At 74.5% G+C, this 25341-nt stretch carries 22 protein-coding genes; 5 read left to right on the top strand and 17 right to left on the bottom strand.

Going from position 1 to position 25341, the window contains the following annotated elements; genetic code table 11:
* Position 1: 1 nt before the first annotated feature.
* Positions 2-544: a GNAT family N-acetyltransferase gene (locus MJ876_RS01875; RefSeq protein ID WP_240234354.1), complete on the top strand. Its 543-nt coding sequence runs from the start codon at positions 2-4 to the stop codon at positions 542-544.
* Positions 545-551: 7 nt separating this feature from the next.
* On the opposite strand, the gene MJ876_RS01870 is transcribed toward MJ876_RS01875, so the two are convergent.
* The 4 genes from MJ876_RS01870 to MJ876_RS22065 form a co-directional block, all read right to left on the bottom strand.
* Positions 552-1205 carry a hypothetical protein gene (locus tag MJ876_RS01870; RefSeq protein ID WP_240234353.1) on the bottom strand — a complete coding sequence of 218 codons (654 nt, stop codon included), beginning with the start codon at positions 1203-1205 and terminating at the stop codon, positions 552-554.
* 97 nt (positions 1206-1302) lie between these two features.
* Complete coding sequence (locus tag MJ876_RS01865) at positions 1303-1452, bottom strand: hypothetical protein (RefSeq protein ID WP_240234352.1); 150 nt, start codon at positions 1450-1452, stop codon at positions 1303-1305.
* A gap of 92 nt (positions 1453-1544) precedes the next feature.
* On the bottom strand, positions 1545-2225 hold the full coding sequence (locus MJ876_RS01860; protein ID WP_240234351.1) for a response regulator transcription factor: 681 nt from the start codon (positions 2223-2225) through the stop codon (positions 1545-1547).
* Complete coding sequence (locus MJ876_RS22065; RefSeq protein WP_240234350.1) at positions 2222-3376, bottom strand: sensor histidine kinase; 1155 nt, start codon at positions 3374-3376, stop codon at positions 2222-2224. The genes MJ876_RS01860 and MJ876_RS22065 overlap by 4 nt, the downstream gene beginning before the upstream one ends.
* Positions 3377-3519: 143 nt before the next feature.
* Between MJ876_RS22065 and MJ876_RS01850 the strand changes: the two genes are divergently transcribed.
* Both MJ876_RS01850 and MJ876_RS01845 read left to right on the top strand, forming a co-directional pair.
* Complete coding sequence (locus MJ876_RS01850; RefSeq protein ID WP_240234349.1) at positions 3520-4458, top strand: ABC transporter ATP-binding protein; 939 nt, start codon at positions 3520-3522, stop codon at positions 4456-4458.
* Entirely contained in the window at positions 4455-5333 is an 879-nt protein-coding gene (locus tag MJ876_RS01845) for an ABC transporter permease (protein ID WP_240234348.1), read from the top strand. Before MJ876_RS01850 ends, MJ876_RS01845 begins: the two co-directional genes overlap by 4 nt.
* On the opposite strand, the gene MJ876_RS01840 is transcribed toward MJ876_RS01845, so the two are convergent.
* Positions 5330-5860, bottom strand: a complete 531-nt coding sequence (locus tag MJ876_RS01840; RefSeq protein ID WP_240234347.1) for a GNAT family N-acetyltransferase — start codon at positions 5858-5860, stop codon at positions 5330-5332. The genes MJ876_RS01845 and MJ876_RS01840 overlap by 4 nt on opposite strands.
* Before the next feature lie 32 nt (positions 5861-5892).
* Between MJ876_RS01840 and serC the strand changes: the two genes are divergently transcribed.
* Positions 5893-7035 carry a phosphoserine transaminase gene (gene serC / locus MJ876_RS01835; RefSeq protein WP_240234346.1) on the top strand — a complete coding sequence of 381 codons (1143 nt, stop codon included), beginning with the start codon at positions 5893-5895 and terminating at the stop codon, positions 7033-7035.
* Between the two features lie 596 nt (positions 7036-7631).
* On the opposite strand, the gene MJ876_RS01830 is transcribed toward serC, so the two are convergent.
* From MJ876_RS01830 to MJ876_RS01820, 3 genes are all read right to left on the bottom strand, one after another.
* The gene (locus MJ876_RS01830; RefSeq protein WP_240234345.1) at positions 7632-8708 is read right to left on the bottom strand and encodes an alkene reductase; all 1077 of its coding nucleotides are present in this window, start codon (positions 8706-8708) and stop codon (positions 7632-7634) included.
* A 74-nt stretch (positions 8709-8782) separates the two neighbouring features.
* Positions 8783-9295: an O-acetyl-ADP-ribose deacetylase gene (locus tag MJ876_RS01825; protein WP_240234344.1), complete on the bottom strand. Its 513-nt coding sequence runs from the start codon at positions 9293-9295 to the stop codon at positions 8783-8785.
* Positions 9296-10306, bottom strand: coding sequence for a DNA topoisomerase IB (locus MJ876_RS01820; protein ID WP_240234343.1), 1011 nt, complete (start codon positions 10304-10306; stop codon positions 9296-9298).
* A 117-nt stretch (positions 10307-10423) separates the two neighbouring features.
* Here MJ876_RS01820 and MJ876_RS01815 point away from each other — a divergent pair, with 117 nt between their 5' ends.
* Entirely contained in the window at positions 10424-10966 is a 543-nt protein-coding gene (locus MJ876_RS01815; RefSeq protein WP_240234342.1) for an N-acetyltransferase, read from the top strand.
* 41 nt (positions 10967-11007) lie between these two features.
* Here the strand turns inward: MJ876_RS01815 and MJ876_RS01810 are convergent, their stop codons facing one another.
* From MJ876_RS01810 to MJ876_RS01770, 9 genes are all read right to left on the bottom strand, one after another.
* Positions 11008-12060 (bottom strand): hypothetical protein, encoded by a 1053-nt coding sequence (locus MJ876_RS01810; protein WP_240234341.1) that lies wholly within the window; start codon positions 12058-12060, stop codon positions 11008-11010.
* Positions 12053-13276 (bottom strand): SAM-dependent methyltransferase, encoded by a 1224-nt coding sequence (locus MJ876_RS01805; RefSeq protein ID WP_308192549.1) that lies wholly within the window; start codon positions 13274-13276, stop codon positions 12053-12055. The genes MJ876_RS01810 and MJ876_RS01805 overlap by 8 nt, the downstream gene beginning before the upstream one ends.
* A 204-nt stretch (positions 13277-13480) precedes the next feature.
* Positions 13481-16330, bottom strand: coding sequence for an FAD-binding and (Fe-S)-binding domain-containing protein (locus tag MJ876_RS01800; RefSeq protein WP_240234339.1), 2850 nt, complete (start codon positions 16328-16330; stop codon positions 13481-13483).
* On the bottom strand, positions 16327-17613 hold the full coding sequence (locus MJ876_RS01795) for a hydroxyacid-oxoacid transhydrogenase (RefSeq protein ID WP_240234338.1): 1287 nt from the start codon (positions 17611-17613) through the stop codon (positions 16327-16329). The genes MJ876_RS01800 and MJ876_RS01795 overlap by 4 nt, the downstream gene beginning before the upstream one ends.
* A 9-nt stretch (positions 17614-17622) precedes the next feature.
* Positions 17623-18555: an NUDIX domain-containing protein gene (locus MJ876_RS22060; protein ID WP_240234337.1), complete on the bottom strand. Its 933-nt coding sequence runs from the start codon at positions 18553-18555 to the stop codon at positions 17623-17625.
* A 73-nt stretch (positions 18556-18628) separates the two neighbouring features.
* Entirely contained in the window at positions 18629-19483 is an 855-nt protein-coding gene (locus MJ876_RS21415; RefSeq protein ID WP_275694264.1) for a 1-acyl-sn-glycerol-3-phosphate acyltransferase, read from the bottom strand.
* Complete coding sequence (locus MJ876_RS01780) at positions 19483-20757, bottom strand: geranylgeranyl reductase family protein (RefSeq protein ID WP_240234336.1); 1275 nt, start codon at positions 20755-20757, stop codon at positions 19483-19485. Before MJ876_RS01780 ends, MJ876_RS21415 begins: the two co-directional genes overlap by 1 nt.
* Before the next feature lie 149 nt (positions 20758-20906).
* Positions 20907-21200 (bottom strand): hypothetical protein, encoded by a 294-nt coding sequence (locus MJ876_RS01775; RefSeq protein ID WP_240234335.1) that lies wholly within the window; start codon positions 21198-21200, stop codon positions 20907-20909.
* Positions 21201-21332: 132 nt separating this feature from the next.
* Positions 21333-25211, bottom strand: a complete 3879-nt coding sequence (locus MJ876_RS01770; protein ID WP_240234334.1) for a DNA-directed RNA polymerase subunit beta' — start codon at positions 25209-25211, stop codon at positions 21333-21335.
* Between the last annotated feature and the right edge of the window lie 130 nt (positions 25212-25341).

The raw sequence follows: 25341 nt of genomic DNA, 5'->3' as shown, positions 1-25341 counted from the left end.
GGTGACGGTGGGCCTGCCGGAGCTGCACAGCGAGCGGCTCCGGCTGGTCCCGGCCACGCTCGAGCACCTGCCCCACCTGTCGGCGCTCAACGCCGACCCCGAGGTCATGCGCTACCTCACCGGGCGACCGACCACCGAGGCCGAGACGGCCGACGAGTGGACGGAGCGCCGCAGGTTCCGCTCCGACCCGTCCCGCGGTCTCGGCTACTGGGTCGGGTTCCTGCGTGCCGACGAGACGTTCGCGGGGTGGTGGGGCCTCGGCGTCACCCCCGGCGAGGACGGCGTGGCGCACCTCGGCTACCGCCTCCCCCGCGCGGTGTGGGGTCGGGGGCTGGCCACCGAGGGCTGCCACACGCTGGTCGACCACGCCTTCGGCACCCTCGGCCTCGTCCGGGTGTGGGCGTCGAGCATGGCCGTCAACACCGGCTCGCGTCGTGTGCTGGAGCGCCTGGGCTTCACCGAGACCGAGACCTGGGTCCAGCGCTGGGACGACCCCGTCGAGGGCTGGGAGCAGGGCGAGGTGCGCTACGACCTGACGCCCTGAGGCCGAGTCAGAGCCGTCCGGCGTACCAGCTGGTGTCACCGCGACCACCCGCGCGGCTCAGCGAGACGTGGACGTGGTCGCGGTGGCGGGCGGTCTTGGAGCAGTCCGTGACGGGCTTGCACGGGGTGTAGGGGCCGACGGCGAACTCGTCGTAGGAGCGCCAGATCCGGTCGTCCCAGATGATGTACATGATCCCCATCCGCCGCGCCTTGGCGTGGGGTCGGCCCTGGCCGTCGGCGGCGAACACGTCGTCCAGCCAGCGGCGGACGGCGGTCCTGTCGGCCGCCTCGGCGGCGTCCATCGTCCAGTCGAGGGCGCGCCCCTCCTTGTGCTCGGACTGCCCGCCGGAGTTGCAGGGCCGCGAGATCGGCCCCTTCGAGCCGCCGTAGGTGCGGACCATCCAGGACTGCAGCGCCTTCGTGCCGGGCTTCGCGGCGGGCGCGCAGGTGGACTGGCCGTCGTAGCGGGCGTAGTCCTCGATCGGGCGGGCCGCGGTGAGCTCGGAGTCGGGCAGCGACGCCCCGGGCAGCACGGTCACGCAGACCAGGGCGAACAGCAGCGCCGAGCTGACCAGCATCGCGTTCGCGACGGAGCCGACGGCGGCGCCGGCGACGGACGACGGGCTGAGCGGGCGCGCGACGGCGCGACGGTGTGGCAGCACGGGGGGCTCCGGGGGGAGGAGGAGGTGTGCCCGGACGTGGGCACGTGCCGGCTCGCGCCGGTGGTGGCACGCCGCGGGCGCCGGGCCCGCGGTGCGCTCAGGCGCCGACGAGGAGGGCCAGGCCCACCAGCAGCGCCGCGACGAGCAGGCCGAAGACCTGCACGAGGCGGATGGCCGTGGTCGGCTGACCCACCGACAGTGCGGCGGGGACCGACCGGGAGGGGACCGACTGGGGCATCGCGCTCATGACGTCGAATCTAGGAAGCGCGGGCGGACCTGTCCGGGAAACTGTGATTTTGCTCAAGAACTTTGCTTTGACCCCTCAAGAGCAGGGGCCGTTCACGTGCCGAGGCCGGACTCGAGGGCGAACACGACCAGCTGCGCGCGGTCGCGGGCGCCGAGCTTCACCATCGCGCGGCTCACGTGGGTCCGCACGGTGTCGGGGCTGACGACGAGCTCGTCCGCGATCTCCGCGTTCGACCGACCGGTGGCGACCCAGCCGGCGATCTCCCGCTCCCGCTCGGTCAGCTCGCCGATCCGGGGGTGCGGTCGTGCTGCCGGGGCGGCCGCCGTTCCCCCGAAGTGCTCGATCACCCGCCGGGTCACGGTCGGCGCGAGCAGCGAGCCTCCGTCGGCGACCACCCGGACGGCGTCCAGCAGCCGGCCGGGGTCGGCGTCCTTCAGCAGGAAGCCGCTGGCGCCGAGCCGGAGGGCCGTGAACACGTACTCGTCCAGCTCGAAGGTCGTCAGCATCACCACCCGCACCGACGCCAGGTCGGGGTCGCGCCCGACCTCCTCGAGCAGCCCCAGCCCGTCGAGCACCGGCATGCGGATGTCGCACAGGACGACGTCCGGCCGGGTGCGTCGGACGAGGGCCAGACCGGCTCGGCCGTCCGCGGCCTCCCCGACGAGCTCGAGCCCGGGCTCGCTGCGCAGCAGGGTCGTCAGGCCCATGCGCACCAGGGCCTGGTCGTCGACCACCGCGACCCGGACGGGCGCCGGGACGGCCTGCTCGGTCATCGTCCCTCCCGTCCGTCCAGCGGCAGCCTGGCCTCCACCCGGAAGCCGCCGGAGCGCCCCGGGCCGGCCTCGAGCATGCCACCGAGCGCGGACACCCGCCGCCGCAGACCGGCCAGGCCGAGGCCCGCACGGCCCGCGCCCGCCGCCGGTCCGGTGCCGTCGTCGGCGACCTCGACGGTGAGCCACGCCGAGGTCGTGGCCAGCACGACCGTGACGCGGCGGGCGCCGGAGTGGCGGAGCACGTTCGTGAGCGCCTCCTGGACGACGCGGTGGGCGGTCTCGCCCACCTCCGGGGGCACGTCGAGGTCCGCGACGTCGGCCCGGACACCGTCGGCGTCCGCGCGGAGGTCGACCGCCGGGCCGCCGCGACGCACCCGCTCGACGGTCGCGGCGACGTCCGCGAGCCCTGGCTCCGGACGGCGCGGGGCGGCGGCGTCCTCGACCCCCGCGAGCCGGTCGAGCTCGCTGCGCAGGCGGTCGAGGGAGTCGCGGCTCGCGTCTCGGATGGCCTCGAGGCTCGCCCGTGCGGCGCCGGGGTCGCGGTCGAGCACGTGCAGCGCGACCCCGGCCTGCATCGCGACGACGGCCAGCCCGTGGCCGACCCCGTCGTGGAGGTCCTGGGCCATCCGCAGCCGCTCCTCGGCGGCCGCACGGTCGGCCCGCTCCCGGCGCGCCTCCGCGCGCGCCCGGGTCAGCGACGCGAGGGCTCCGGCCGCCACGACCAGGGCGACCATCGCGAGCCAGGGCCAGCCGGTCGAGACCGCCTCCCTCTCACCCCGCAGGACGCCGAGGACGCCACCGGCCCCGACGAGCACCAGCGCCGCGGCCGCCCACGGGCCCCAGGCCCGGGGCCGGTGCTCGCGCGCGACGACGTACGTCGTGAGCGCGACGGTCAGGAACACCGGCCCGGACGCGAGCCCGAGCGCGAGGTACGCCGCCAGCGCCAGCCCGTTGACCACGAGCGGGGGTCCCGGTCGTCGCGCGGCGAGGAGCACCGGCAGCACCGCGACCGCGGCCAGCAGCAGCGCCGGGCCCAGTCGGGCGCGGCCGTCGGCGGCGTTGCTGCCCGCCGTCCCCGCCATCACCAGCAGCGCGAGGGCGGCGAGCCACGGGCGCAGCGGGGGCGCGGCCGGCACGGCGGGGGTGCTCACCGGGAGAGGCTAGGTCCATCGCCGCCCGGGCGGCGTCGTCCGCGACGCGGCGACGGCGTACGCGGATCCGCGTAGTCGGTCGCCCCCGACCCCCGCCCGTCGGCGGACGCCGCGGGGGGCCGCGCCGGCCCAGGGTGGGGGTCATGACGAGACACCCCACCCCTCCGAGCGCCGCGCTCGCGGTCGAGACCCGCTCGCTGACGAAGACGTACGGCGACCGCACCGCGGTCGACGCCGTCTCCCTGACCGTCCGCCGCGGCGAGGTCTACGGCTTCCTGGGGCCCAACGGCGCCGGCAAGACCACGACGCTGCGGATGGTGCTCGGGCTCGTGCGGCCGACCTCGGGGACGGCCACCGTGCTCGGGGAGCCCGCGGGCTCCCCCGCCGCGACCGCCCGCGTCGGCGCCCTGGTCGAGGGCCCCGGCTTCCACCCGTCCCTGTCGGGGCGCGACAACCTCCGCACCCTCGCCCGGCTGCGCGGCCTGCCCGACGCCGCGGTCGCGCCGGTCCTCGCCCGGGTCGACCTCGCCGACCGCGCCGGCGACCGGTTCCGCTCCTACTCCCTCGGCATGAAGCAGCGGCTCGGGGTGGCCGCCGCGCTGCTCGGGGACCCCGACCTCGTCGTCCTGGACGAACCCACCAACGGGCTCGACCCGGCGGGGATGGCGGACATGCGCGCCCTGCTGGTCGGTCTCGCCGCCGAGGGCCGCACCGTGCTGCTCTCGAGCCACATGCTCGGCGAGGTCCAGGAGGTCTGCGACCGGGTGGGCGTGGTCGCGGACGGTCGCCTCCTGCGTGAGGGCGCGGTCCACGAGCTGCGCGGCCGCGCGGTGCTCCGCCTGAGCGCGACCCCCACCGACGAGGCGCTCGCCGTGGCGATGCGCGTCGCGGGTGACGACGGCGTCCGGCTCTCCCCCGACACCGGCACGATCGACGTCGAGGTGTCCGCCGACGACGCCCCCGAGCTCGTGCGTGCGCTGGTCGCGGGCGGCGTCGACGTCCACGAGGCCGTCCGCGCCGAGCGGAGCCTCGAGCAGGTGTTCTTCGAGATGACCACGACCAGGACGGAGGTCGCGGCATGAGCGCGACGACGACCACGACCGGCACCCCCGCCACGCCCGGCCTGCTCCGCGCCACCCGCGCCGAGCTGTTCCGCCTGTGCCGCTGGCCGGCGGTGTGGGTCACGATCGGCGTCTGGCTGGTCCTGTCGCTGCTGTTCGGCTACGTCTTCGACTACCTCGCCTACACCACCGGCGACGGCTTCGGCCCGGCGGACGGCGTCCCGGCCCAGGAGCTGCTCGCCGGGGTGCTGCCGGCCGCCGTCCCGTCGGTGCTGGTGCAGGGGATGCCGATGTTCGGCGGCGCCCTCATGCTCGTCCTCGGGGCGCTCGTCGCCGGCAGCGGCTACGGCTGGGGCACCTGGAAGACGGCGTACACCTCCGGCCTGCGACGCACGGCCGTCGCGGGCGGCTCGGTGCTCGCCCTCCTCGTCCTCGTCGTCGTCGCGGTCGCCGCCTCCGTGGCCGTCGACCTCTCCGCGTCGCTGGTCGTCGCCGCCGTCGAGTCCGAGCCCGTCCTGTGGCCCGCGGCCGGCGACCTCGCCACCTCCGTCGGCGCCGGGCTGGCCGTCCTCGGGATGTGGGCCCTGCTCGGCTTCACCCTCGGCACCCTCACCCGGGGCACGTCGCTGTCGGTCGGGCTCGGGCTGGTGTGGGCGCTCGTGGTCGAGAACCTGCTGCGCGGCGTCGGCGCGCTGCTCGACCCGGTCGAGGCGCTGACCGAGGTGCTGCCCGGAACCGCCGCCGGCTCGCTGGTGGGGGCGCTGGACGGCGTCGGCGGGTCGCCGGGCGTGCTCGACGTCCTGTCGGGTCCGGTGGCCCTGGCCATCGTGCTGGCGTACGTCGTCGCGCTGCCGCTGGTGTCGCTGGCGCTGGTCGCGCGACGCGACGTGGGCTAGACGGTCCGGTCGGGCGCGTCGGTCGGCGCGGTCAGGCGCCGCGCGAAGCAGCGGCAGTCGGGCTCGTCGGCGTAGTAGCCGTACGGCGCGACGGGCTCGTAGCCGGACGCGAGGTAGAGCGCGATGGCCTCCGGCTGCGCCGTCCCCGTCTCCAGGACGAGGACGTCGTGGCCGTTGGCCGCGGCGTCCGTCTCGACGTGGGTGAGGATCGCCCGCGCGTGGCCGCGGCCCCGCGCCGCGGGGGCGACGTACATGCGCTTCAGCTCCGCGGCGTTGCGCGCGCCGAGCCGGACGACCTCGGAGCGGACCCGCCAGCCACCCATCGCGACCGCCGTGTCCGGCTCGTCGGCGCCGTCCGGGCCGGGCTCGTAGCCGACGAAGAAGCCGCCGAGGCCGTCGACGAACATCGTCTCGTCGAGGGGGACGGCGTCGGGCCCGCCGTAGCGGCGCACGTACTCGGCCTGCACCTCGTCGACGAGCCTCGTCACGTCGGGGTGGTCGTACGTCACCCGGCGGATGTCCAGCACGGCTCCATGCTGCCGCCTGGGAGGATGGGCCCGTGAGCCAGGGTCCCGACGTCGCCGCACAGGTCCGCATCCCGGCCGAGCTCCTGCCCGCCGACGGCCGTTTCGGTTCCGGCCCCTCGAAGGTCCCGGACGGCGCGCTCGAGGCGCTGGCCGCGACCGGTCGCAGCCTGATGGGGACCTCCCACCGGCAGGCCCCCGTGCGCGGGCTCGTGCACCGGGTGGTCGAGGGCCTCGAGACCCTCTTCGACGTCCCCGACGGTCACCGGGTGGTGCTCGGCAACGGTGGGTCGACGGCGTTCTGGGAGGTCGCGGCCTTCGGGCTGGTCCGGGAGCGCAGCCAGCACCTCGTCCACGGCGAGTTCTCCTCGAAGTTCGCCGGCGCCGTCCACCGCGCCCCCTGGCTGGCCGAGCCGTCGCTGCGTCCCGCCGACCCGGGCTCGGCGTCGACGCCGGTGGCCGAGGACGGCGTGGACGCCTACTGCTGGCCCCACAACGAGACCTCCACCGGCGTGATGCTGCCCGTCCGTCGTCCCGCCGGCACCGCCGACGACGCGCTGGTCCTGGTGGACGCGACGTCGGGCGCGGGCGGCCTGGCCGTCGACCTGCGCGAGGTGGACGCCTACTACTTCGCGCCGCAGAAGTCGTTCGCCTCCGACGGCGGTCTCTGGATCGCCGTCCTCTCCCCCGCCGCGCTGGACCGGGCCGCGGAGATCGCGGCGTCCGGCCGCTACGTGCCGGCGTTCCTCGACCTGCCGGCGGCGATCGACAACAGCGCCAAGGACCAGACCCTCAACACCCCCGCCGTCGCCACCCTGTTCCTGCTGGCCCACCAGCTCGACGCGATGAACGAGGCCGGCGGCCTGGACGCGATGGTCGCGCGCACGGCGGAGTCGTCCGGCGTGCTGCACGCCTGGGCCGAGGCGTCGTCGTACGCGCGGTTGTTCGTCGCCGAGCCAGACCTGCGCTCGCAGGTGGTGACCACGATCGACCTGGACGACGCCATCGACGTCGCCGACGTCTCCGCCGTCCTGCGGCGCCACGGGGTCGTGGACGTCGACGGCTACCGCGGCCTGCACCGCAACCAGCTGCGGGTCGCGACCTTCCCTGCGGTCGACCCGGACGACGTCCGCGCGCTCACCGCCTGCGTCGACCACGTGGTCGCGGCGCTGTCGTAGTCGGCCCCGCCGGCGGCTGCGGTGTGACGAGCCCCTGGGCGAGGAGCCTCGAAACCCCCGTCGCCGACATGGTGGTCACCGGGTTTCGAGGCTCGCTGCGCTCGCACCTCAACCAGCGGCGACGACCGCGCGCGGCGCTGTCGCAGCTGGCCCCGCCGGTGGTCGAGGTGTGACGAGCCCTTGGGCGAGGAGCCTCGAAACCCCCCGTCGCCGACATGGTGGTCACCGGGTTTCGAGGCTCGCTGCGCTCGCACCTCAACCAGCGGTGACGACCGCGCGCGGGCGCCGTCGCAGCCGCCTCGCCGGCGGTTGAGGTGTGCCGAGCCCCTGGGCGAGGAGCCTCGAAACCCCCGTCGCCGACATGGTGGTCACCGGGTTTCGAGGCTCGCTGCGCTCGCACCTCGACCAGCGGTGACGACCGCTCGCTGCGCTCGCACCTCAACCAGCGGTCACGGTCACTCCGCCCGCACACCGACCGGCGCGATCGGCGACGTGCACGGGCCCGGACGCGTCTCGCGCCCCGACCGCGGGTGCGGTCGGGGCGCGAGGCCCTCGGGTGGTCGGCCGGTTCCCCCCCAGGCCCGGCCGGCCCCGGGTCAGGAGGCGTCGTCGAGGAAGGGGTAGTCGGTGTACCCCTCCGCGCCGCCGCCGTAGAACGTGTCGGAGTCGGGCTCGTTCAGCGGGGCGTCGATCTCCCAGCGGCGCACGAGGTCCGGGTTGGCGATGAACGGGCGACCGACGACGACCGCGTCGGCGAGGTCGTCGTCCAGGATCTTCTGGGCGTCGTCCTTGGTGGTGACCGTGCCGAAGCCGTCGTTCGCGAGCACCGGGCCGCCGAACTCGCGGCGAAGCGTCGCGAACAGCTCCGACTTCGGGTCGCCCAGGATGCTGAGGTACGCCAGGCCGAGGTCGGCGATGCCGCCGACGAGGGCGCGGTACGTCGCCTCGACGTCGGCCGGGTCCTCCTCGGTGCAGCCCTGGATGTTGTGGGCCGGCGAGATGCGGATGCCGACGCGGTCGGCGCCGATCTCCGCGGCGACGGCGCGGGTGACCTCGACGGCCAGACGTGCGCGGTTCTCCGGCGAGCCGCCCCACTCGTCGGTGCGGTGGTTCGCGCCGGGCGCGAGGAACTGGTGCAGCAGGTAGCCGTTGGCGGAGTGCACCTCGACGCCGTCGAGTCCGGCGTCCACGGCGTTGCGGGCGGCGGTCACGAACTCGGCGACCACGGCGTCCATCTCGTCTGCGCGCAGCTCGCGGGGCTCGGGGTGCGGCTTCGAGCCGTCGGCGGTGACCATCTCGCCCGGCGCGGCGATCGGGCTCGGCGCGATGATCTCCTGCCCGCCGGTGTTGTCCGGGTGCGCGATCCGACCGGCGTGCATCAGCTGGGCGACGATCCGGCCGCCCTTCGCGTGCACCGCGTCGGCCACACGACGCCAGCCGGCGAGCTGGGCGTCGGAGTGGAAGCCGGGGGTGTCGAGGTAGCCCTGGCCGCGGGCGCTGGGCTGGCTGCCCTCGGTGGTGATGAGGCCGGCGGTGGCGCGCTGCGAGTAGTACTCGACCGCGAGGTCACCGGGGACGGTGCCCTTCGAGCGGTTGCGCGTCAGCGGCGCCATGACGAGGCGGTTCGGCAGCTCCCAGGCGCCCAGCGTGATGGGGTCGAACAGCGAGGTCATGTGGTGACGCTCCTCCGAGAAGACGACGAGTTGACGTGTCACCGAACCTCGGGGGTCGTCGATCTATTCCCCCCTCACGCCCGGCTCGCGAGCGCGGCCCGCAGCGCCTGCTCGGCGGAGGCGTCGTACGCGACCAGGCGGGCCTCGCTCACCTCGGTCGGCGTCGAGCCGAGGGTGTCGACGGCAACGGCCGCGGCGTCCTCGAGCGGCCAGCCGTAGATCCCGGCGCTGACCAGGGGGAACGCCACGGTGCGGGCGCCGAGCTCGTCGGCGACCGCCAGTGCCCGGGCGTAGCAGGACACCAGCAGCGACCGGTCCGTCTGGCCGGCACGGTGGTTCGGCCCGACGACGTGGATCACCCACGTCGCCGGCATCGCCCCGGCCGTCGTCCACCCGGCGTCACCGACCGCGAGACCGTCGGGGAAGCGACGTCGGCAGTCCTCGAGCACGGCCGGGCCGCCGGCGGCGTGGATGGCCCCGTCCACTCCCCCACCGCCGCGCATCCGCGTGTTGGCGGCGTTGACCACCGCGTCGACGTCCTGCGCGGTGATGTCCCCGCGGACGAGCGTGACCTCGGCCTGACCCATTCAGTCCTCCTCGCGCAGCAGCGCCAGCGTCGCCCGCTCCAGCGCCAGCTGCCGGGCATCGACGGTCTCGTAGTCCACCGACGTCGCGGCGGCGATGGTGCGGCCCTCCTCGTAGGCGCCGACCACCCGCGGGTCGACGTAGGAGCTGCGGGCCATGGTCGGGGTGTTGCCGAGGAAGGCGGCGACCTCCTTCATCGCCCCCGACACCGCACGCTTGCGGGAGGCCTGCGTCTCGCCGGGCTCCTCGGACTCCGCCAGCGCGGCCGCCGCGAGCACGGTCGCGTGCCAGGTCCGGAAGTCCTTCGCGGTCCCGTCGAGGCCGGTGGTGGAGCGGACGTACTCGTTCACCAGCTCGGGCAGGATCGAGCGCCACGAGCGGTCCTTCTTGTAGGCCAGCAGCCGCGGGTCGTCCGCACCGCGCCGGCGCCGCATCGCGTCGACCGCGGCGATGACGAGCTCGTCGTCGATCTCGATGCGGTGGTCGACGCCCGACTTGCCGGTGAAGGTGAAGACGAGCAGGTCCTGGCGCCGCCGGACGTGGCGCCGCTCGAGGGTCGTGAGACCGAAGCTGCCGTTGCTGTCGGCGTACACGTCGTTGCCGATGCGGAAGTAGCCCAGGTCGAGCAGCCGGACGGCGGCCGCGCACGCCCGCTCCAGCGGCATGCCCCGTCGACCGAGGTCGGAGACGACGACCTCCCGCGCCGAGGCGAGCGCCTCCCCGAACTCCTCCATGCGCCGGAACTTCGCGACGTCTCGCCGCATCCGCCACTGCGGGTGGTAGAGGTACTGCTTCCTCCCGGCGGCGTCGGTCCCGACGGCCTGGAGGTGGCCGTGCTCGTGCGGCGTGATCCACACGTCGCGCCACGCGGGCGGGATGACGAGGGCCTTGACGCGCTCGACGTCCTCCTCGCCCAGACGCTCGCCGTGGGTGTCGAGGTAGCGGAAACCCGCCCCGTGCTTGAGCCGCGTCCAGCCCGGCTGGCTGGGCGAGGTCCGGCGCAGTCTCACCACGGCAGCGACGGTACCCAGCCCCGGTGCCCGGACTCGTCCCGGTCAGGTGACCGCCTCCCGGTGGTCCCGCCGCCCGGCCCGACCACCACCGCCGGCCGCTGACTAGTCTCGGCCGACGTGAGCCTGACGATCCGCCCTCGCACGGCCGGCGACGTCCCTCGCCTGGTCGAGGTGCTCCGCGTCCAGCAGCCGGCCTCGCGCTACCCGTTCCGCTGGCCGCTGCCGTTCCCGCCGGAGGAGTTCGTGGTCCGCCCCGGCGAGGAGGCCGCGTTCGCGGCCGTGCTGGACGGCGGGACCGGCGGCGGGACCGGCGGCGAGGTGGTCGGCCAGGTGGCCGTGGCCGAGGTGCCGGAGGACGACTTCGCGGACGCCTGGACGCACGCCACCGGTCTCGACCGCAGCGGTCTCGCGATGGTCTCGTCGTTCTTCGTGCTCCCCGACCTGCGCGGGCGGGGCGTCGGCCGGGCCCTGCTCGACGCCGCGGTCGGGTGGATCCGCGAGCACGGCCGCCTGCCGGTGCTCGACGTCGTCCCGGCGCACCAGGCCGCCGTCCGGCTCTACGAGCGGAGCGGGTGGCGCACCATCGGCCAGGGCCGTCCGCCGTGGCTCCCGGACGACGAGCCGGCCGTCCTCCTCATGGTCCTCGACGACCCCGCCTGACGGCGGCGCCCGACGACGGCGCCCGATGACGGCGCCGGACCTCAGCGCGGTCGGAGGGCCCGGACGAGCAGCACGAGCCCGACCAGTCCGAGGATGCCGCCGACCAGCCAGTTGACCCGGCCGGGTCCCAGGGTGAGGCCCTGCTCGTCGTCGGGCTCGGGGGGCTCGAAGCCCTCCGGGGTCTCGACGATGGTGGGGCCGCCGTCGCGGACGGGCGCGTTGAGGGCGGTGCGCAGCTCCTCGGGCAGCGTGAGGAAGAGGACGGGCGAGTCCTGCCCCTCGGTGCTGATGTGGACGCGGTCCTCGGCGTCCACGGCGATGGCCTCACCCTGCGGCTGCTCGGGCAGGACGACGTCCCCGATCTGCTCGAGGTCCGGCCAGGTGTAGAAGACCGCCTGGGAGTAGTCGCGGACGACGACGTGGTCGCCGTCGGGGAAGAAGGCGGCGTCGGTGGCGATGCCGACCAGGCGCTGGTCGCCGGTGCGCTCGAGACGGTTCGTGCCGTCCTCGCTGAGCTCGGCGGGGGCCCGGTAGAGGGCGCCGCCGAACACCTCCTTGGTGAGCACGAACAGGCGGCCGGTCCCCGGCTCGATCAGCAGCGACTCGGCGTCGCGGGAGCGGTTGTCGGGGTAGACGAGGTCGTACGACGGAGCGTCCACCTGCTCGTCGCCGGGGCCGAACGGCACCCTGGTCACCGAGACCGTCCGACGGGGGGCCGCGTTCGCGCCGATGTCGGCGACCCACACCTCGCGGTTGCCCGCGGGCGCCAGCGCCTCGACGTCGGTGGCCCCGTCGGCGTACGTCGTGGTGCCGACGGTGTCGCCGGTGTCCGGGTCGACGGTGTAGATGCGGGCGGCGTCGCCGGAGTCGTTGGTCGTCACGACGTAGCCGTCGGCGACGACGAGGCCGCTGGACTCGGTGATGCGCGGATCGGTGAACCGGAACTCCTCGCGCGAGCCGACCGGCTGCTCGGAGCCCTCGTCCTCCGAGGTCTCGTCGTCCGCGCTGGCGGCGACGCCCAGCCCGGCGAGGGACGGCAGGACGAAGCACGCGAGCGCGACGAGCAGCGCGCCGAGACGCCAGTGGTCACGCACGGCCGTCCCCTCCCCCGGGCCGCTCGTCCAGCAGCTCCGCGAGCCGCGGCCGGACGCCCCAGTCGGCGGCGAGGGCGTCGTGCTCGGCCCGGGCCTCGTCGTCGCGGACACCGGTACGGACGGCGCGGAGCATCGTGCTGCGGGGCGTGTACGCCGGGTCGACGAACTCGACGACGTCCACGCGGTGGCCGAGGGCCCGCAGCATGGAGGCACGCAGCGTGTCGGTGAGGGTGTCGGCGAGGCGCTCGCGGAGGATGCCGTGGCGGGTGAGCTGCGCGTACGGCGCGGGGGGTGTCGCCCGCCGCACCTGCGCCGCGACGTCGCGGTGGCAGCAGGGCGCGGCGAGCACGACGGGAGCCTCCCACGCCACGGCCCGGGCGAGCGCCTCGTCGGTCGCGGTGTCGCACGCGTGGAGCGCGAGCACGACCTCGGGTGCGTCGTCGAGCTCGACCCCGGCGATGGTGCCGACCGCGAACGACGCCCGCGCCTCCAGCAGCCCCGCCAGCTCGGTGTTGTGGTCGTGGGACTGCTGCTTCACGTCGACCCCGGTGAGGGTCACCGGCAGCCCGCGCACGGTGCGCAGGTAGCGCTCGGCCGCGAACGTCAGGTAGGCGTTGCCGCACCCGAGGTCGGCGACCCGCAGCGGGGCGTCCTCGGTCGGGGTACGCAGGTGACCGGCGTCCAGGGCGTCGGTGAGCGTGGCGTCGAGCAGCCGGAGGAACTCCTCGACCTGGCGGAGCTTCGCCCGCCGGCTCGGCTTGACCCGGCCCTGGTCGTCGGTGATGCCGAGGGCCGCGAGCACCGGGTCGTCGTCCGGCAGGAGGCGGTGCTTCGACCGGTCGTGGCTGCGGTCCGGCGCGACCGCGGACTCCCGCCGCCTGGCGGTGACGGCGGCCTCGCCGCTCTTGGTGACCCGCAGCTGGACCGTGCGCGCGGCGGTCTCCAGGTTCCAGTGGCCGAAGGCGGTGCCGAGGAGGTCGGCCACCGCGGCCTCCGCCTCGCCGCCGACGGCGTGGTTCGCGGTGTGCGCCTGGGTGGCGTCGTACGCCGTGACCTGGAGGCGTCGGCCCGCCTTGAGGTCGACCCACCGCAGCTCGACGCGTCGCCACGGGGGCTTGTCGGCGCCCTTGCGCCGCCCGGACGCGACGGCTCGCACCAGGTGCTCGGCGTCCAGCAGGTCCGCGCGCACGTCGTCCAGCGCCTCGGACAGGGGCACGGTCGGCAACGGCTCTCCCGGGTTCTCCGGAACGGTCGGGTCGGGGCGGTCGGTCAGACGAGGGCGGCGACCACCACGACGACGAGCAGTGCCACGAGGGCCACCGGGATCACCAGGCGGCGGTGCCGGGGGTTCACCCCCCGAGCCTACCGACCGCCCGATGAGGGTCGGGTCGGCCCGTTCTCCCGGCCCAGGACGGTCGAGTCAGCGGGTGGGTGGGTCGGCGAGCAGCTCGGCGAGGTGGCGGGCGGGGACGTCGGCGAGGTCGTCGAGCTGGAGGCGGCAGGACATGCCGTCGGCGAGGACGACGGTCGCGGGGTCGGCGGCGCGCGCCTCGCGGACGGCGGGGAGCAGCTGCGTCTCCGCGACGGCGACCGAGACCTCGTAGTGCCCCTGCTCGACGCCGAAGTTGCCGGCGAGCCCGCAGCAGCCGCCGACCGCGGTCACCTCGGCGCCCGCCCTCTCCAGCAGCGCCCTGTCGGCCGCCCACCCGAGCACGGAGGCCTGGTGGCAGTGCGGCTGGGCGACGACGCGGACGCCGGTCAGGTCCGGCAGCGGCAGGTCGAGACGGGTGACGAGCTCGGCGAAGGTGACCATCGCGTCCGCGACCCGGGTCGCGGCGGGGTCGTCGACGAGCTCGGTCGCGTCGGTCCGCAGGGCCGCGAGGCACGACGGCTCGAGGCCGAGGATCGGCGCTCCCGAGTCGGCGTAGGGCGCGAGCGTGGCGACGGTGCGCCGCACGATCCGCTGGGCCTGCGTCAGCTGGCCGGTGGTGATCCACGTCAGCCCGCAGCAGGCCTTCTCGTCGATGACGCGGACCCTCAGCCCGGCGTACTCCAGCACGCGGATCGCGGCGCGTGCGGTCTGCGGGAGGAAGTGGTCGGTGAAGGAGTCCGCCCAGATCCACACGTCCGGGGTCTCGGCGCCCGCCGCCGCCCGCGGCGCGGTCCGGCGCAGCGTGCGCGGCGCGAACGTCGGCACCTCGCGCCGCTGGTCGATCCCGGCGGTGGCCTTGGCCAGCCGGGCCAGGGGGCCCACCTTCATCGCCGCGTTGACCGCGGGCGCCACGGGCGCGGCCAGCCGCGACCACAGCGGCAGCCGGCCGAGCGTGTAGTGGCTGCGCGGACGCCGCGGGGCGCCCCTGCCCGAGTAGGTCTGGTGCAGCGCCTCCGACTTGTACGTCGCCATGTCGACACCGGTCGGGCAGTCGCGCGCGCAGCCCTTGCAGGCCAGGCAGAGGTCCAGCGCCTCGTGCACGGCGGGGTCGGCCAGCCCGTCGACGAGCGTGCCGTCGACCGCCTCCTGCAGCACCCGGGAGCGGCCGCGGGTGGAGTCCTTCTCGTCCCGCGTCGCCTGCCACGAGGGGCACATGACCGCGCCGGGCGTGGGCCCGGCGACGCACTTGCCGACGCCGGTGCAGCGGTTGACGGCGTTGCCGAGCGAGCCCCCGTCGTGGGTCAGGCGCAGCAGCGGCAGCGGCTCGCGGTGCCGGGCGCGCCCGGGCCGTAGGAAGCCGTCGAAGGGGTCGGGGTCCACCAGCACCCCGGGGTTCATGAGGTTCTCGGGGTCGCACACCGCCTTGGCCGCGGCGAACAGCCGCAGCGAGTCGGCGTCGTACATCCGGCCGAGCAGCTCGGAGCGGGCGCGACCGTCGCCGTGCTCGCCCGACAGCGACCCCCCGTAGGTGCGCAGCGCGTCGGCGGACGCCTCGAGGAACGAGCGGAAGGTCCGCCGTCCGGCCTCGTCGAAGGTGAAGTCGATGCGCACGTGCACGCAGCCGTCGCCGAAGTGGCCGTAGGGCACGCCGTCGAGGTCGTGGTCCTTGAGCAGCGCGTCGAAGTCGCGGAGCCAGGCCCCGAGGTGCTCCGGCGGGACGGCGGCGTCCTCCCACCCCGAGTGCGCGGGCCGCGAGAGCGACCGGGCGGCCAGGCCGGCGCCGTCCTCGCGGATGCGCCACAGGGCGGCGGCCTCGCCCGCGTCGTGCACCGTGCGGGCCTCGAGGGCGCCCGCGGTGAGCGTGATCGCGTCGGCCAGGGCGTCGGTCTCGGCCTGCGTCTCCCCCGTGACCTCGGCGAACAGCCAGCCGGCGCCCTTCGGCAGGTCGGGGACGGCCTTGCCGGCCCGGCGGACGCAGTCGACGATCCGGGCGTCGAGGCCCTCGCAGGCGACCAGCGGGTGCGCCAGCAGGGCGGGGACGGCGTCCGCGGCGTCCGCCATCGACGGGTAGCCGAGCACGACGAGGGTGCGGACCGGGGGGTCGCGGACCAGCGCGACCTCGGCCTGCGTGACGAGCCCCAGCGTGCCCTCGGAGCCGACGAGGAACCGGTCGAGGCGGCGGCCGTTCTCGGGCAGCAGGTGCTCGAGGGAGTAGCCGGAGACCTGACGGGTGAAGCGCCCGAAGTGGGTGCGGACGTGCTCGAGCTCGCCGTCCACCAGGCCCGTCAGGGCGCTCGCGGCGGCGCCGCCGGACGGGGCTCCCTCGCCCGCGGTGACGACCTCCCCGGTGCCGAGGACGGCGGTCAGCGAGCGGACCGTGTCGACCGTGCGGCCGTAGCCCAGCGCGCGGGAGCCGCAGGCGTTGTTGCCGATCATCCCGCCGATGGTGCAGCGGGTGTGCGTCGACGGGTCGGGCCCGTAGCGCAGGCCGTACGGCGCGCCGGCCCGCTGCAGCGTCGCGTGGACGGCGCCGGGCTCGACGACAGCGGTGCCGCGGTCGGGGTCGACCGAGAGCACCCGGTTCAGGTGGCGCGCGGTGTCCACGACGAGGCCCGGCCCGACCGCGTTCCCGGCGATGGAGGTGCCGGCGCCGCGCATGGTCACGGGGACCCTCAGCGCACGGGCGGTCTCGGCCACGGCGAGCAGCTCGTCGACGTCCCGGGGGCGGGCGACGGCCTGCGGGACGACCCGGTACAGCGACGCGTCGGTCGAGTACAGGGCGCGGGCCAGCGTCGAGTCGTCGACGTCGGTCACGCCGGCGCGACGCAGCGCGGCCAGCAGGTCGGCGGTCTCGGCGGCGGGGGTGCCGGTGGGGGCGTCGGGCAGGGTGGCGGTCACCAGTTCTCCAGCGAGTCGCGGACGATGCCCGCGAGGTCCTCGGGGGTCGTCTCCTTCGGGCAGGTGGCGAGCAGCCGCTGCTGCTTCAGCGTGCCCTCGACGATCGGGTCGACGTCGGAGTCGGCGTAGCCCAGCTCGGCGAGGCCGCTGGGGATGCCGACGTCCCGCATCAGGGCGGTGACGACGTTCGGCAGGGCGTCCGGGCCGTCGGCGTCGCTGCCGTGGGAGCCGGTGGGGTCGAGCAGCCGGGCGGCCCGGAGGTGCCGCTGCGGGTCGACCTCGAAGGTGAAGCGGAAGGCCGCCGGCACGGTCATGGCGACCGCCATGCCGTGCGGCACGAGGCCCTTGCCCGAGGCGTCCGCCTCGGGGTAGCCGTCCGGACGGAACTGCCCGACGCGGCCGGCGATCGGGTAGGCGTTCGCGTGCGGGATGTGCACCCCGGCGTTGCCGAAGCCGAGCCCGGCGAAGGTCGCGGCCATCGACATCTGCTCGCGCGCCGTCGCGTCGTCCCCGTCGCGCACGGCCTCGCGGAAGGAGGTGGACAGCAGCGACAGCGACCGCTCGGCCCACATCTCGGCGACCGGGTTCGCCCCGCAGTACGGGACCCGCTCGTGCGCCTGCTTCGCCGGGAGGTCGGCGTACCAGCGGGCCGTGAGGCTCTCGAGGGCGTGCGACAGGATGTCCATCCCGGACGCCGCGGTGACCATCGCGGGCTGCGACATCGCGAGGGTCGGGTCGACCACGGCCAGCGTCGGCCGGAGCGCGGTGTGGCTGATGCCGGTCTTCACGTGCTGCTCGACGACGTCGAGGATGCACACCGTCGTCGACTCGCTGCCCGTCCCGGTGGTCGTGGGGACGGCGATCAGCGGCAGCAGCTTCTCCGTCGGCGCACGGCCGCCGCCGACCGGCGCGTTGACGTAGTCCATGAGCTCACCGGGGTTGGTGGTGAGCAGGTTGACGGCCTTGGCGGTGTCGATGGACGAGCCGCCGCCGACCGCGACGACGGCGTCGAAGGGGCCGTTGTCGCGCCCGAAGTCGACCGCCTCGGCCAGGGAGCCGTCGGTGGGCTCGACCCGGGACCGGTCGTAGACGACGACCTCGATGCCGGCGGCGCGGACCTCGTCGGCGATGCGGTCCGGGTGGCCGGTGGCGGCGACGCCCGCGTCGGTCACGAGCAGCACCCGACGCGCGGCGTACGTGCCGAGGTCGTGCGCGATCTCGTGCGAGGACCCGGGACCGAACTTGAGGGCGGGGGCGGCGTAGGTGAAGACGGTCTCGCTCACACCACGAGACTACGCCGGTCCTCCCGCCGTCCCGAGGGCCCGCAGCGCGCTCGAGACCAGGGGACGCACCGGGTACGCCGGGCTCCCGACCTCCCCCAGGGCGACCCACGCGGCGGCGTCCGTCGTGCCCGCGACCTCGGTGGGGTGGGGCGCGTCGGACCTCTGCGACCCGGTGAGGGTCGCGGTGTAGACGACCTGGACGGCGTGGAAGTCCTCCTGGCGCCCCGACGGCGCCGTGCCCTCGAAGTGGACGGAGCTGACGTCGAGCACGGGGCCCACCTCGCAGGTCAGGCCCGTCTCCTCGGCGACCTCGCGGACGACCGCGTCCCGGGGGTCCTCCCCGTGGTCGATGCCCCCGCCGGGGAGCATCCACGACCCCGGGTGGGGGCCGCGCACGGAGTTGCGGGTCAGCAGCACGGCGCCGTCGCGCACGACGACGGCGTACGCCGCCACGCGCTGGCGCTGCGCGGGCCCGTGGTCGGCGAGGGCGTCGAGGACCATGGGGACGACGGGGACGGTGCCGTCGAGGACGCGCGCGACGGGCACCCAGGCGGCGTCCATCGTCGAGCCGTCGCGCTCGAGCACGCGCGGTGCGGGGGCGTCGGGCGCGACCCAGCCCTCGTAGACGATCCGCAGGGCGTGGGCGTCGACCCGGCGACCGTCGCGCCAGGCGTGCGGGAGGTGCGCGGAGTAGACCCGCGCCCGGTCGCCGACCTGGGCGTGCAGGCCCGTCTCCTCGACGATCTCGCGCCGGACGGCGTCGCGGGGGTCCTCGCCGTGGTCCAGTCCGCCGCCCGGCAGCGTCCACAGCTCGTCCGGGGTGATCCGCTTCGCCAGGCGCGACAGCAGGATGGCCGTGGACGTCGTCCCGTCGGCCTCCGCGGACGTCCGCAGCACGACGGCGTACGCCGCCACGCGCTGTCGTCTCGGGAGTCCGCCCACCCTCCGACCCTAGGTCGGCCGAGGTCGGATCGCTCGTCCGGCCCGCCGTCGCAGGGCCGCTGACCTGCTGTTTCTACCCGGCGGCGGTCCCCGGTGCGGCGCCCGGTCCCGGACCCCACGCCACCGGGACGGCCCCCCGCGGGACGTTCTCCCGGCCCAGGGACTGCGCCGCCGTCGGCGCCGAGCCGCCGCGGTGGGCGGGCAGCCACGGGACGGGCGGGCCGGGCGGGGTGCGGTGCTCGGGCAGGTCCCACAGCCGGTCCAGTCCCTCGGCGAGGCGCCGGCCGAGGCGGACCGTCAGGGCGGTCGCGTCCTCGCCCGGCTCGGGACGCAGCGGCGCCGAGAGCGCGACGTCGACGACGCGGCCGCGGTGCGGGTCGGGCCGCGGACGACGGCCGTCCGGGCCGGCGTGGGCGCGCCACAGCCGCTGACCGCCCCAGGTCGAGACCGGCACCAGCGGCGCCCCCGTCTCCAGCGCGAGCGCGGCGGCACCCCGCATGAGGGGGCGCACGGTGTACGACATCGAGACCCCGGCCTCCGGGAAGATCCCGACGGTGCCGCCGGCCCGCAGCTCGTCGCGCGCCTGCAGGTAGGCCGCGGCCGGGGCTGAGCGGTCGACGGGCACGTGCCGCATCCGCCGCATCGCCGTCCCGACCACCCGGACGTCGAAGACGTCGGCGCGGCACAGGAAGTGCACGGTGCGCCCGGCGGGCCAGACCGCCTTCTGCACCAGGACGAAGTCGGGGTAGGAGACGTGGTTCGCCGCGAGCACGACCGGGCCGGAGGCGGGGAGGTGCTCGAGCCCGCTGACCCGGACCCGCACGCCCCACGCCCGCAGCAGCAGGTCGCCACCGCGCAGCACCCGCTGGTGGAAGCGGGCGTCGGCGTCGTCCCGCCGGGCGACGTCGCCCGGCGAGGTGCGGGGCATCAGGCGAACGGCGGGCGCGCGTCGACCGCGAGCGAGCGACGTCCCGCCCAGCGCCAGACGCGCGCGGCGCGGTCACGGTCCTCGTCGGTGACGAGGTTGCCCATCCAGCGCAGTGCGAGGGTCATCAGCAGGTCGGACCGCATGCCGGCGGGGCCGAGCGTCGGCAGCAGGCGGGGCACGGTCACGAGCCCGGCGAGGCGACGGGCGATCGAGAACGCCTCCCCGTAGTGCTCGCGCAGCACCGTCGGCCACACCCGCGACAGGTCCGTGGTCCCGGTCCGGTCGTCGGCGAGGACGTCGGCGACCATCCGGCCGCCCTCGAGGCCGTAGTCGATGCCCTCGCCGTTGAGCGGGTTCACACAGCCGGCGGCGTCGCCGACCAACGCCCAGTTCGGGCCCGCGACGCCGGAGACCGCACCGCCCATGGGCAGCAGGGCCGAGGTCGGGGCTCGCAGCTCCTCACCGAGGCCGAACTCCTCGCGGCGCAGGTCGGCGTAGTGCCGCATCAGCGGCCGCAGCGCCACGTCGGCGGGCCGCTTCGCCGTCGCCAGGGTGCCGACGCCGATGTTGACCTCGCCGGTGCCGTCGGGCCCGGACGCCGCGCCCAGCGGGAAGATCCAGCCGTAGCCGGAGAGGATCTCGCCCTCCGTGCCACGCAGCTCGAGGTGGGAGCTGATCCACTCGTCGTCGGCGCGGGTCGAGTCGACGTACGCGCGCCCGGCGACGCCGTACACGGTCTCGCGGTGCCACTCGCGGCCGAGCGCCTTGCCGAGCGGCGAGCGGACGCCGTCCGCCACCACCAGGCGCCGGCACGCGACCTCCCGGGTGGTGTCGCCGTCGCGCATCACGACGTGGGTGACGAGGCCGCCGGCGCGGCGGACGTCGACCGCCCGGACGCCGTCCACGGCGCGTGCGCCGGCCTTGATCGCGGTGGTGCGCAGGTGGTCGTCGAGCTCGGTGCGCGGGACGGCGGAGCCCCACGCGGGCAGGTTCCCGCCCGGCCAGGGCAGGTGCAGCGTCTGGCCGAACCCGTGGGCGCGCAGGCCCTTGCTGGTCACCCGGGCGCGGAGCCAGTCCTCGAGCCCGAGGGCCGCGAGCTCACCGACCGCGCGGGGCGTCAGCCCGTCACCGCAGGTCTTGTCGCGGGGGAAGCGCGCGGCGTCGGTCAGCGTGACGTCGAGCCCGGCACGCGCGGCCCACGCCGCGGCCGCCGAGCCCGCGGGGCCGGCGCCGACGACCAGCACGTCGGTCGCCTCGGGCAGTACGTCGCTCACGGCCCGATTCTCTCAAACCCGCCAACCAGGACCCAGCCGACGCCGAGTCGGCCCGGACGCACGCCCCACGGACGCCGAGTCGGCCCCAACGCACGCCCCACGGACGCCGAGTCGGCCCCAACGCACGCCCCACGGACGCCGAGTCGGCCTCAGGACTCCTCGGACGCCGTCTTGTACACCGGCTCGGCCTCGTCGGCGCCCTCGGAGTCCTCGAACATCCCGGTCTCCTCGTTGAAGGTCCGCTGGGTGTTGTCGATCTCCGCGCCGTCGGGGCGGTTCTCGGGCGCCAGGCGCTCCTCGCGGTCGGCCTCGACCTCCTCGACCGTGGAGCCGTCGGGGGCGAGCTGGTTGCCGTCCTCGTCGGTGGGGACCTCCTGCTCGTCGTCCTGAGCCCCGTCCTGCTCGGTCTCCGCCTCGGCCACCTGCTGCTCCCCGTCGTCCATGGGCACACCGAACCACCGCCGACCCCCGGTGTCGAGGGGTGGGAGGCGGTCGTGGAACGCGTCGACCCCCGCCGCCCTGACGGGCGACGGGGGTCGACGGGTGGTGCTGGGTCCTGCTGTGCGCCCGGGGGCTCAGCCCCGGTAGGAGCCGAAGTCGAAGTCGTCGAGCGCGACGGCCTGGTTGCCACCGCCGAACTCGTAGTCGTACGACTCGTAACCGGTGACCGAGTACGCCGCGGCGCGGGCCTCCTCGGTCGGCTCGACGCGGACGTTGCGGTACCGCTCGAGGCCGGTGCCGGCCGGGATCAGCTTGCCGATGATCACGTTCTCCTTCAGGCCACGCAGGCTGTCGGAGCGGCCGTGGATCGCGGCGTCCGTGAGCACCCTGGTGGTCTCCTGGAAGGAGGCCGCCGAGAGCCACGACTCGGTCGCGAGCGAAGCCTTCGTGATGCCCATCAGCACCGGGCGACCAGAGGCCGGCGTGCCGCCCTCGGAGACCACGCGGCGGTTCTCCTCCTCGAAGCGCACCCGGTCGACGAGGTCGGAGGGCAGCAGGTTGGTCTGCCCCGACTCGATGACCGTGACCCGGCGCAGCATCTGCCGCACGATGATCTCGATGTGCTTGTCGTGGATCGCCACGCCCTGGCTGCGGTACACGCTCTGGACCTCGTCCACCAGGTGCTCCTGCGCCTTGCGCACACCCAGGATCCGCAGGACGTCCTGCGGGTCGGGCGTGCCGACGGTGAGCATCTGGCCGACCTCGACGTGCTGGCCGTCCTCGACCAGCAGGCGCGAGCGCTTGCTGACCGGGTACTCCTGCACCTCGGACCCGTCGTCAGGGGTGATGACGAGCTTGCGGGTCTTGTCCGTGTCCTCGATCTCCACGCGGCCGGCGGCCTCGGTGATCGGGGAGCGGCCCTTGGGCGAGCGGGCCTCGAAGAGCTCGACCACGCGGGGCAGACCCTGCGTGATGTCGTCCGCGGAGGCCACACCACCGGTGTGGAAGGTACGCATCGTCAGCTGCGTGCCGGGCTCACCGATCGACTGGGCCGCGATGATGCCGACGGCCTCGCCGATGTCGACCAGCTTGCCGGTGGCCAGCGAGCGGCCGTAGCACTTCGCGCAGGTTCCGGTGCGGGCGTCGCAGGTCAGGACCGAGCGGACCTTGACCTCCTCGATCCCGGCCTCGACGAGCTCGGCGATCTTGACGTCACCGAGGTCCTCGCCGGCGCCGGCGAGCACCTCGCCGCTGGTCGGGTGGGTGATCTCGACGGCCGAGGTGCGGGCGTACGCCGCGGTCTCGGCGTTGTCCGCCTTGACCACGCGACCGTCCTCGAGACGCTGACCGATCCGCTTGGGCAGACCACGCTCGGTGCCGCAGTCGTCCTCACGGATGATGACGTCCTGCGACACGTCGACGAGACGACGGGTCAGGTAGCCGGAGTCGGCGGTCCGCAGCGCGGTGTCCGCCAGACCCTTCCGCGCGCCGTGGGTGGCGATGAAGTACTCCAGCACCGTCAGGCCCTCGCGGAAGTTCGACTTGATCGGCCGCGGGATGATCTCGCCCTTCGGGTTCGCCACCAGGCCACGCATGGCGGCCACCTGCCGGATCTGGTTCATGTTTCCGGAGGCACCCGAGTCGACCATCATGTAGATCGGGTTGGCGCGGTCGAAGTTGGCCTCCATGGCCTTCCCGACCTCGGCCGAGGCCTGGGTCCAGATGTCGATGAGCTCCTGGCGGCGCTCGTCGTCCGTGACCAGACCACGCTCGAACTGCTGCTGCACCTTGGCGGCCTGGGCCTCGTAGCCCTCGAGGATCCCCGCCTTCGCCTCGGGCGTCACGACGTCCTCGATGGAGACGGTCACACCCGAGTGGGTGGCCCAGTAGAAGCCGGCGTCCTTCAGCGCGTCCAGGGACGCCGCCACCTCGACCTTGGTGTAGCGCTCGGCGAGGTCGTTGACGATCGCGCCCAGCTGCTTCTTGCCGACCTCGTAGTTCACGTACGGGTAGTCGGCGGGCAGGGTGTCGTTGAAGATCGCGCGGCCCAGGGTGGTGTCCAGGGTCAGCGCGGAGCCCTCGGTCCAGCCCTCCGGCACCTCGTGCCCCAGCGGGGGGACGACGTCGCCGGCGAAGCGGATCTTCACGGTGCTCTGCAGCGAGATCTCGCCACGGTCGAACGCCATGATCGCCTCGGCCTGCGACGCGAACGCGCGGCCCTCGCCGGGCTCGCCGTCACGGTCGGTGGTGAGGAAGAACAGACCGATGATCATGTCCTGCGAGGGCATGGTCACGGGACGGCCGTCGGACGGCTTCAGGATGTTGTTCGTCGACAGCATCAGGATCCGCGCCTCGGCCTGGGCCTCGGCGGACAGCGGCAGGTGCACCGCCATCTGGTCACCGTCGAAGTCGGCGTTGAACGCCTGGCAGACCAGCGGGTGGATCTGGATGGCCTTGCCCTCGATCAGCTGCGGCTCGAAAGCCTGGATGCCGAGGCGGTGCAGGGTGGGTGCACGGTTCAGCAGCACCGGGTGCTCGGTGATGACCTCCTCGAGCACGTCCCACACGACCGGGCGCGCGCGCTCCACCATCCGCTTGGCGGACTTGATGTTCTGCGCGTGCGAGAGGTCGACCAGGCGCTTCATGACGAACGGCTTGAACAGCTCGAGCGCCATCTGCTTCGGCAGACCGCACTGGTGCAGCTTCAGCTGCGGACCGGAGACGATCACGGAGCGGCCGGAGTAGTCGACGCGCTTGCCGAGCAGGTTCTGGCGGAAGCGGCCCTGCTTGCCCTTGAGCATGTCGGACAGCGACTTCAGCGGCCGGTTGCCCGGGCCGGTGACGGGACGACCACGGCGACCGTTGTCGAACAACGAGTCGACGGCCTCCTGCAGCATCCGCTTCTCGTTGTTGACGATGATCTCGGGCGCACCGAGGTCCAGCAGCCGCTTGAGGCGGTTGTTCCGGTTGATGACGCGGCGGTACAGGTCGTTCAGGTCGGAGGTGGCGAAGCGGCCACCGTCGAGCTGCACCATCGGACGCAGGTCCGGCGGGATGACCGGGACGGCGTCCAGCACCATGCCGATCGGCTGGTTGCCGGTCTTGCGGAACGCGTCGACGACCTTGAGGCGCTTGAGGGCGCGGACCTTGCGCTGGCCCTTGCCGTTGGCGATGGTGTCGCGCAGGTTCTCGACCTCGGCGTCGATGTCGAAGTCCTGGAGGCGCTTCTGGATCGCCGTGGCGCCCATGTGGCCCTCGAAGTATTTGCCGAACCACTGCTTCATCTCGCGGTAGAGCATCTCGTCGCCCATGAGGTCCTGGACCTTGAGGCTCTTGAAGGTGTCCCACACCTCGTCGAGACGGTCGATCTCGCGCTGCGCGCGGTCGCGCATCTGCTTGAGCTCGCGCTCCGCGCCGTCGCGCACCTTGCGGCGCTGGTCGGCCTTCGCACCCTCGGCCTCGAGCTGCGCGAGGTCCTCCTCGAGCTTCTTGGTGCGGTCCTCGAGGCCCGAGTCGCGGCGCTTCTCGAGCATCTCGCGCTGCTGGGCGACCTTGCCCTCGAGGGAGGACAGGTCGTTGTGGCGGGCGTCCTCGTCGACGGACGTGATCATGTACGCCGCGAAGTAGATGACCTTCTCGAGGTCCTTCGGCGCCAGGTCCAGCAGGTAGCCGAGCCGGCTCGGGACGCCCTTGAAGTACCAGATGTGGGTCACGGGAGCGGCGAGCTCGATGTGGCCCATGCGCTCACGGCGCACCTTGCTGCGGGTCACCTCGACGCCGCAGCGCTCGCAGATGATGCCCTTGAAGCGCACGCGCTTGTACTTGCCGCAGTAGCACTCCCAGTCCCGGGTGGGACCGAAGATCTTCTCGCAGAAGAGGCCGTCACGCTCGGGCTTGAGCGTGCGGTAGTTGATCGTCTCCGGCTTCTTGACCTCGCCGTGGCTCCACGTGCGGATGTCGTCCGCGGTGGCCAGGCCGATCTTCAGCTGGTCGAAGAAGTTCACGTCGAGCACGATGGCTGCAACCCTTCGTCGTTCTTAGATAAGTGGTGGAGCGGGAGGTGGGTCCGTGCCGGGGGGGGCCCCCGGGGGGGGGGCGGGGGGGGGGGGCCCCCCCCCCCCCCCCCGGGGGCGCCGCCGGGCC

This window comes from Nocardioides sp. CFH 31398, assembly GCF_022436705.1.
In the GTDB taxonomy this organism is placed as follows: Bacteria; Actinomycetota; Actinomycetes; order Propionibacteriales; family Nocardioidaceae; genus Nocardioides.
Note: the sequence above shows the minus strand (reverse complement) of the source record. Positions and strands in the feature narration are given on the sequence as shown.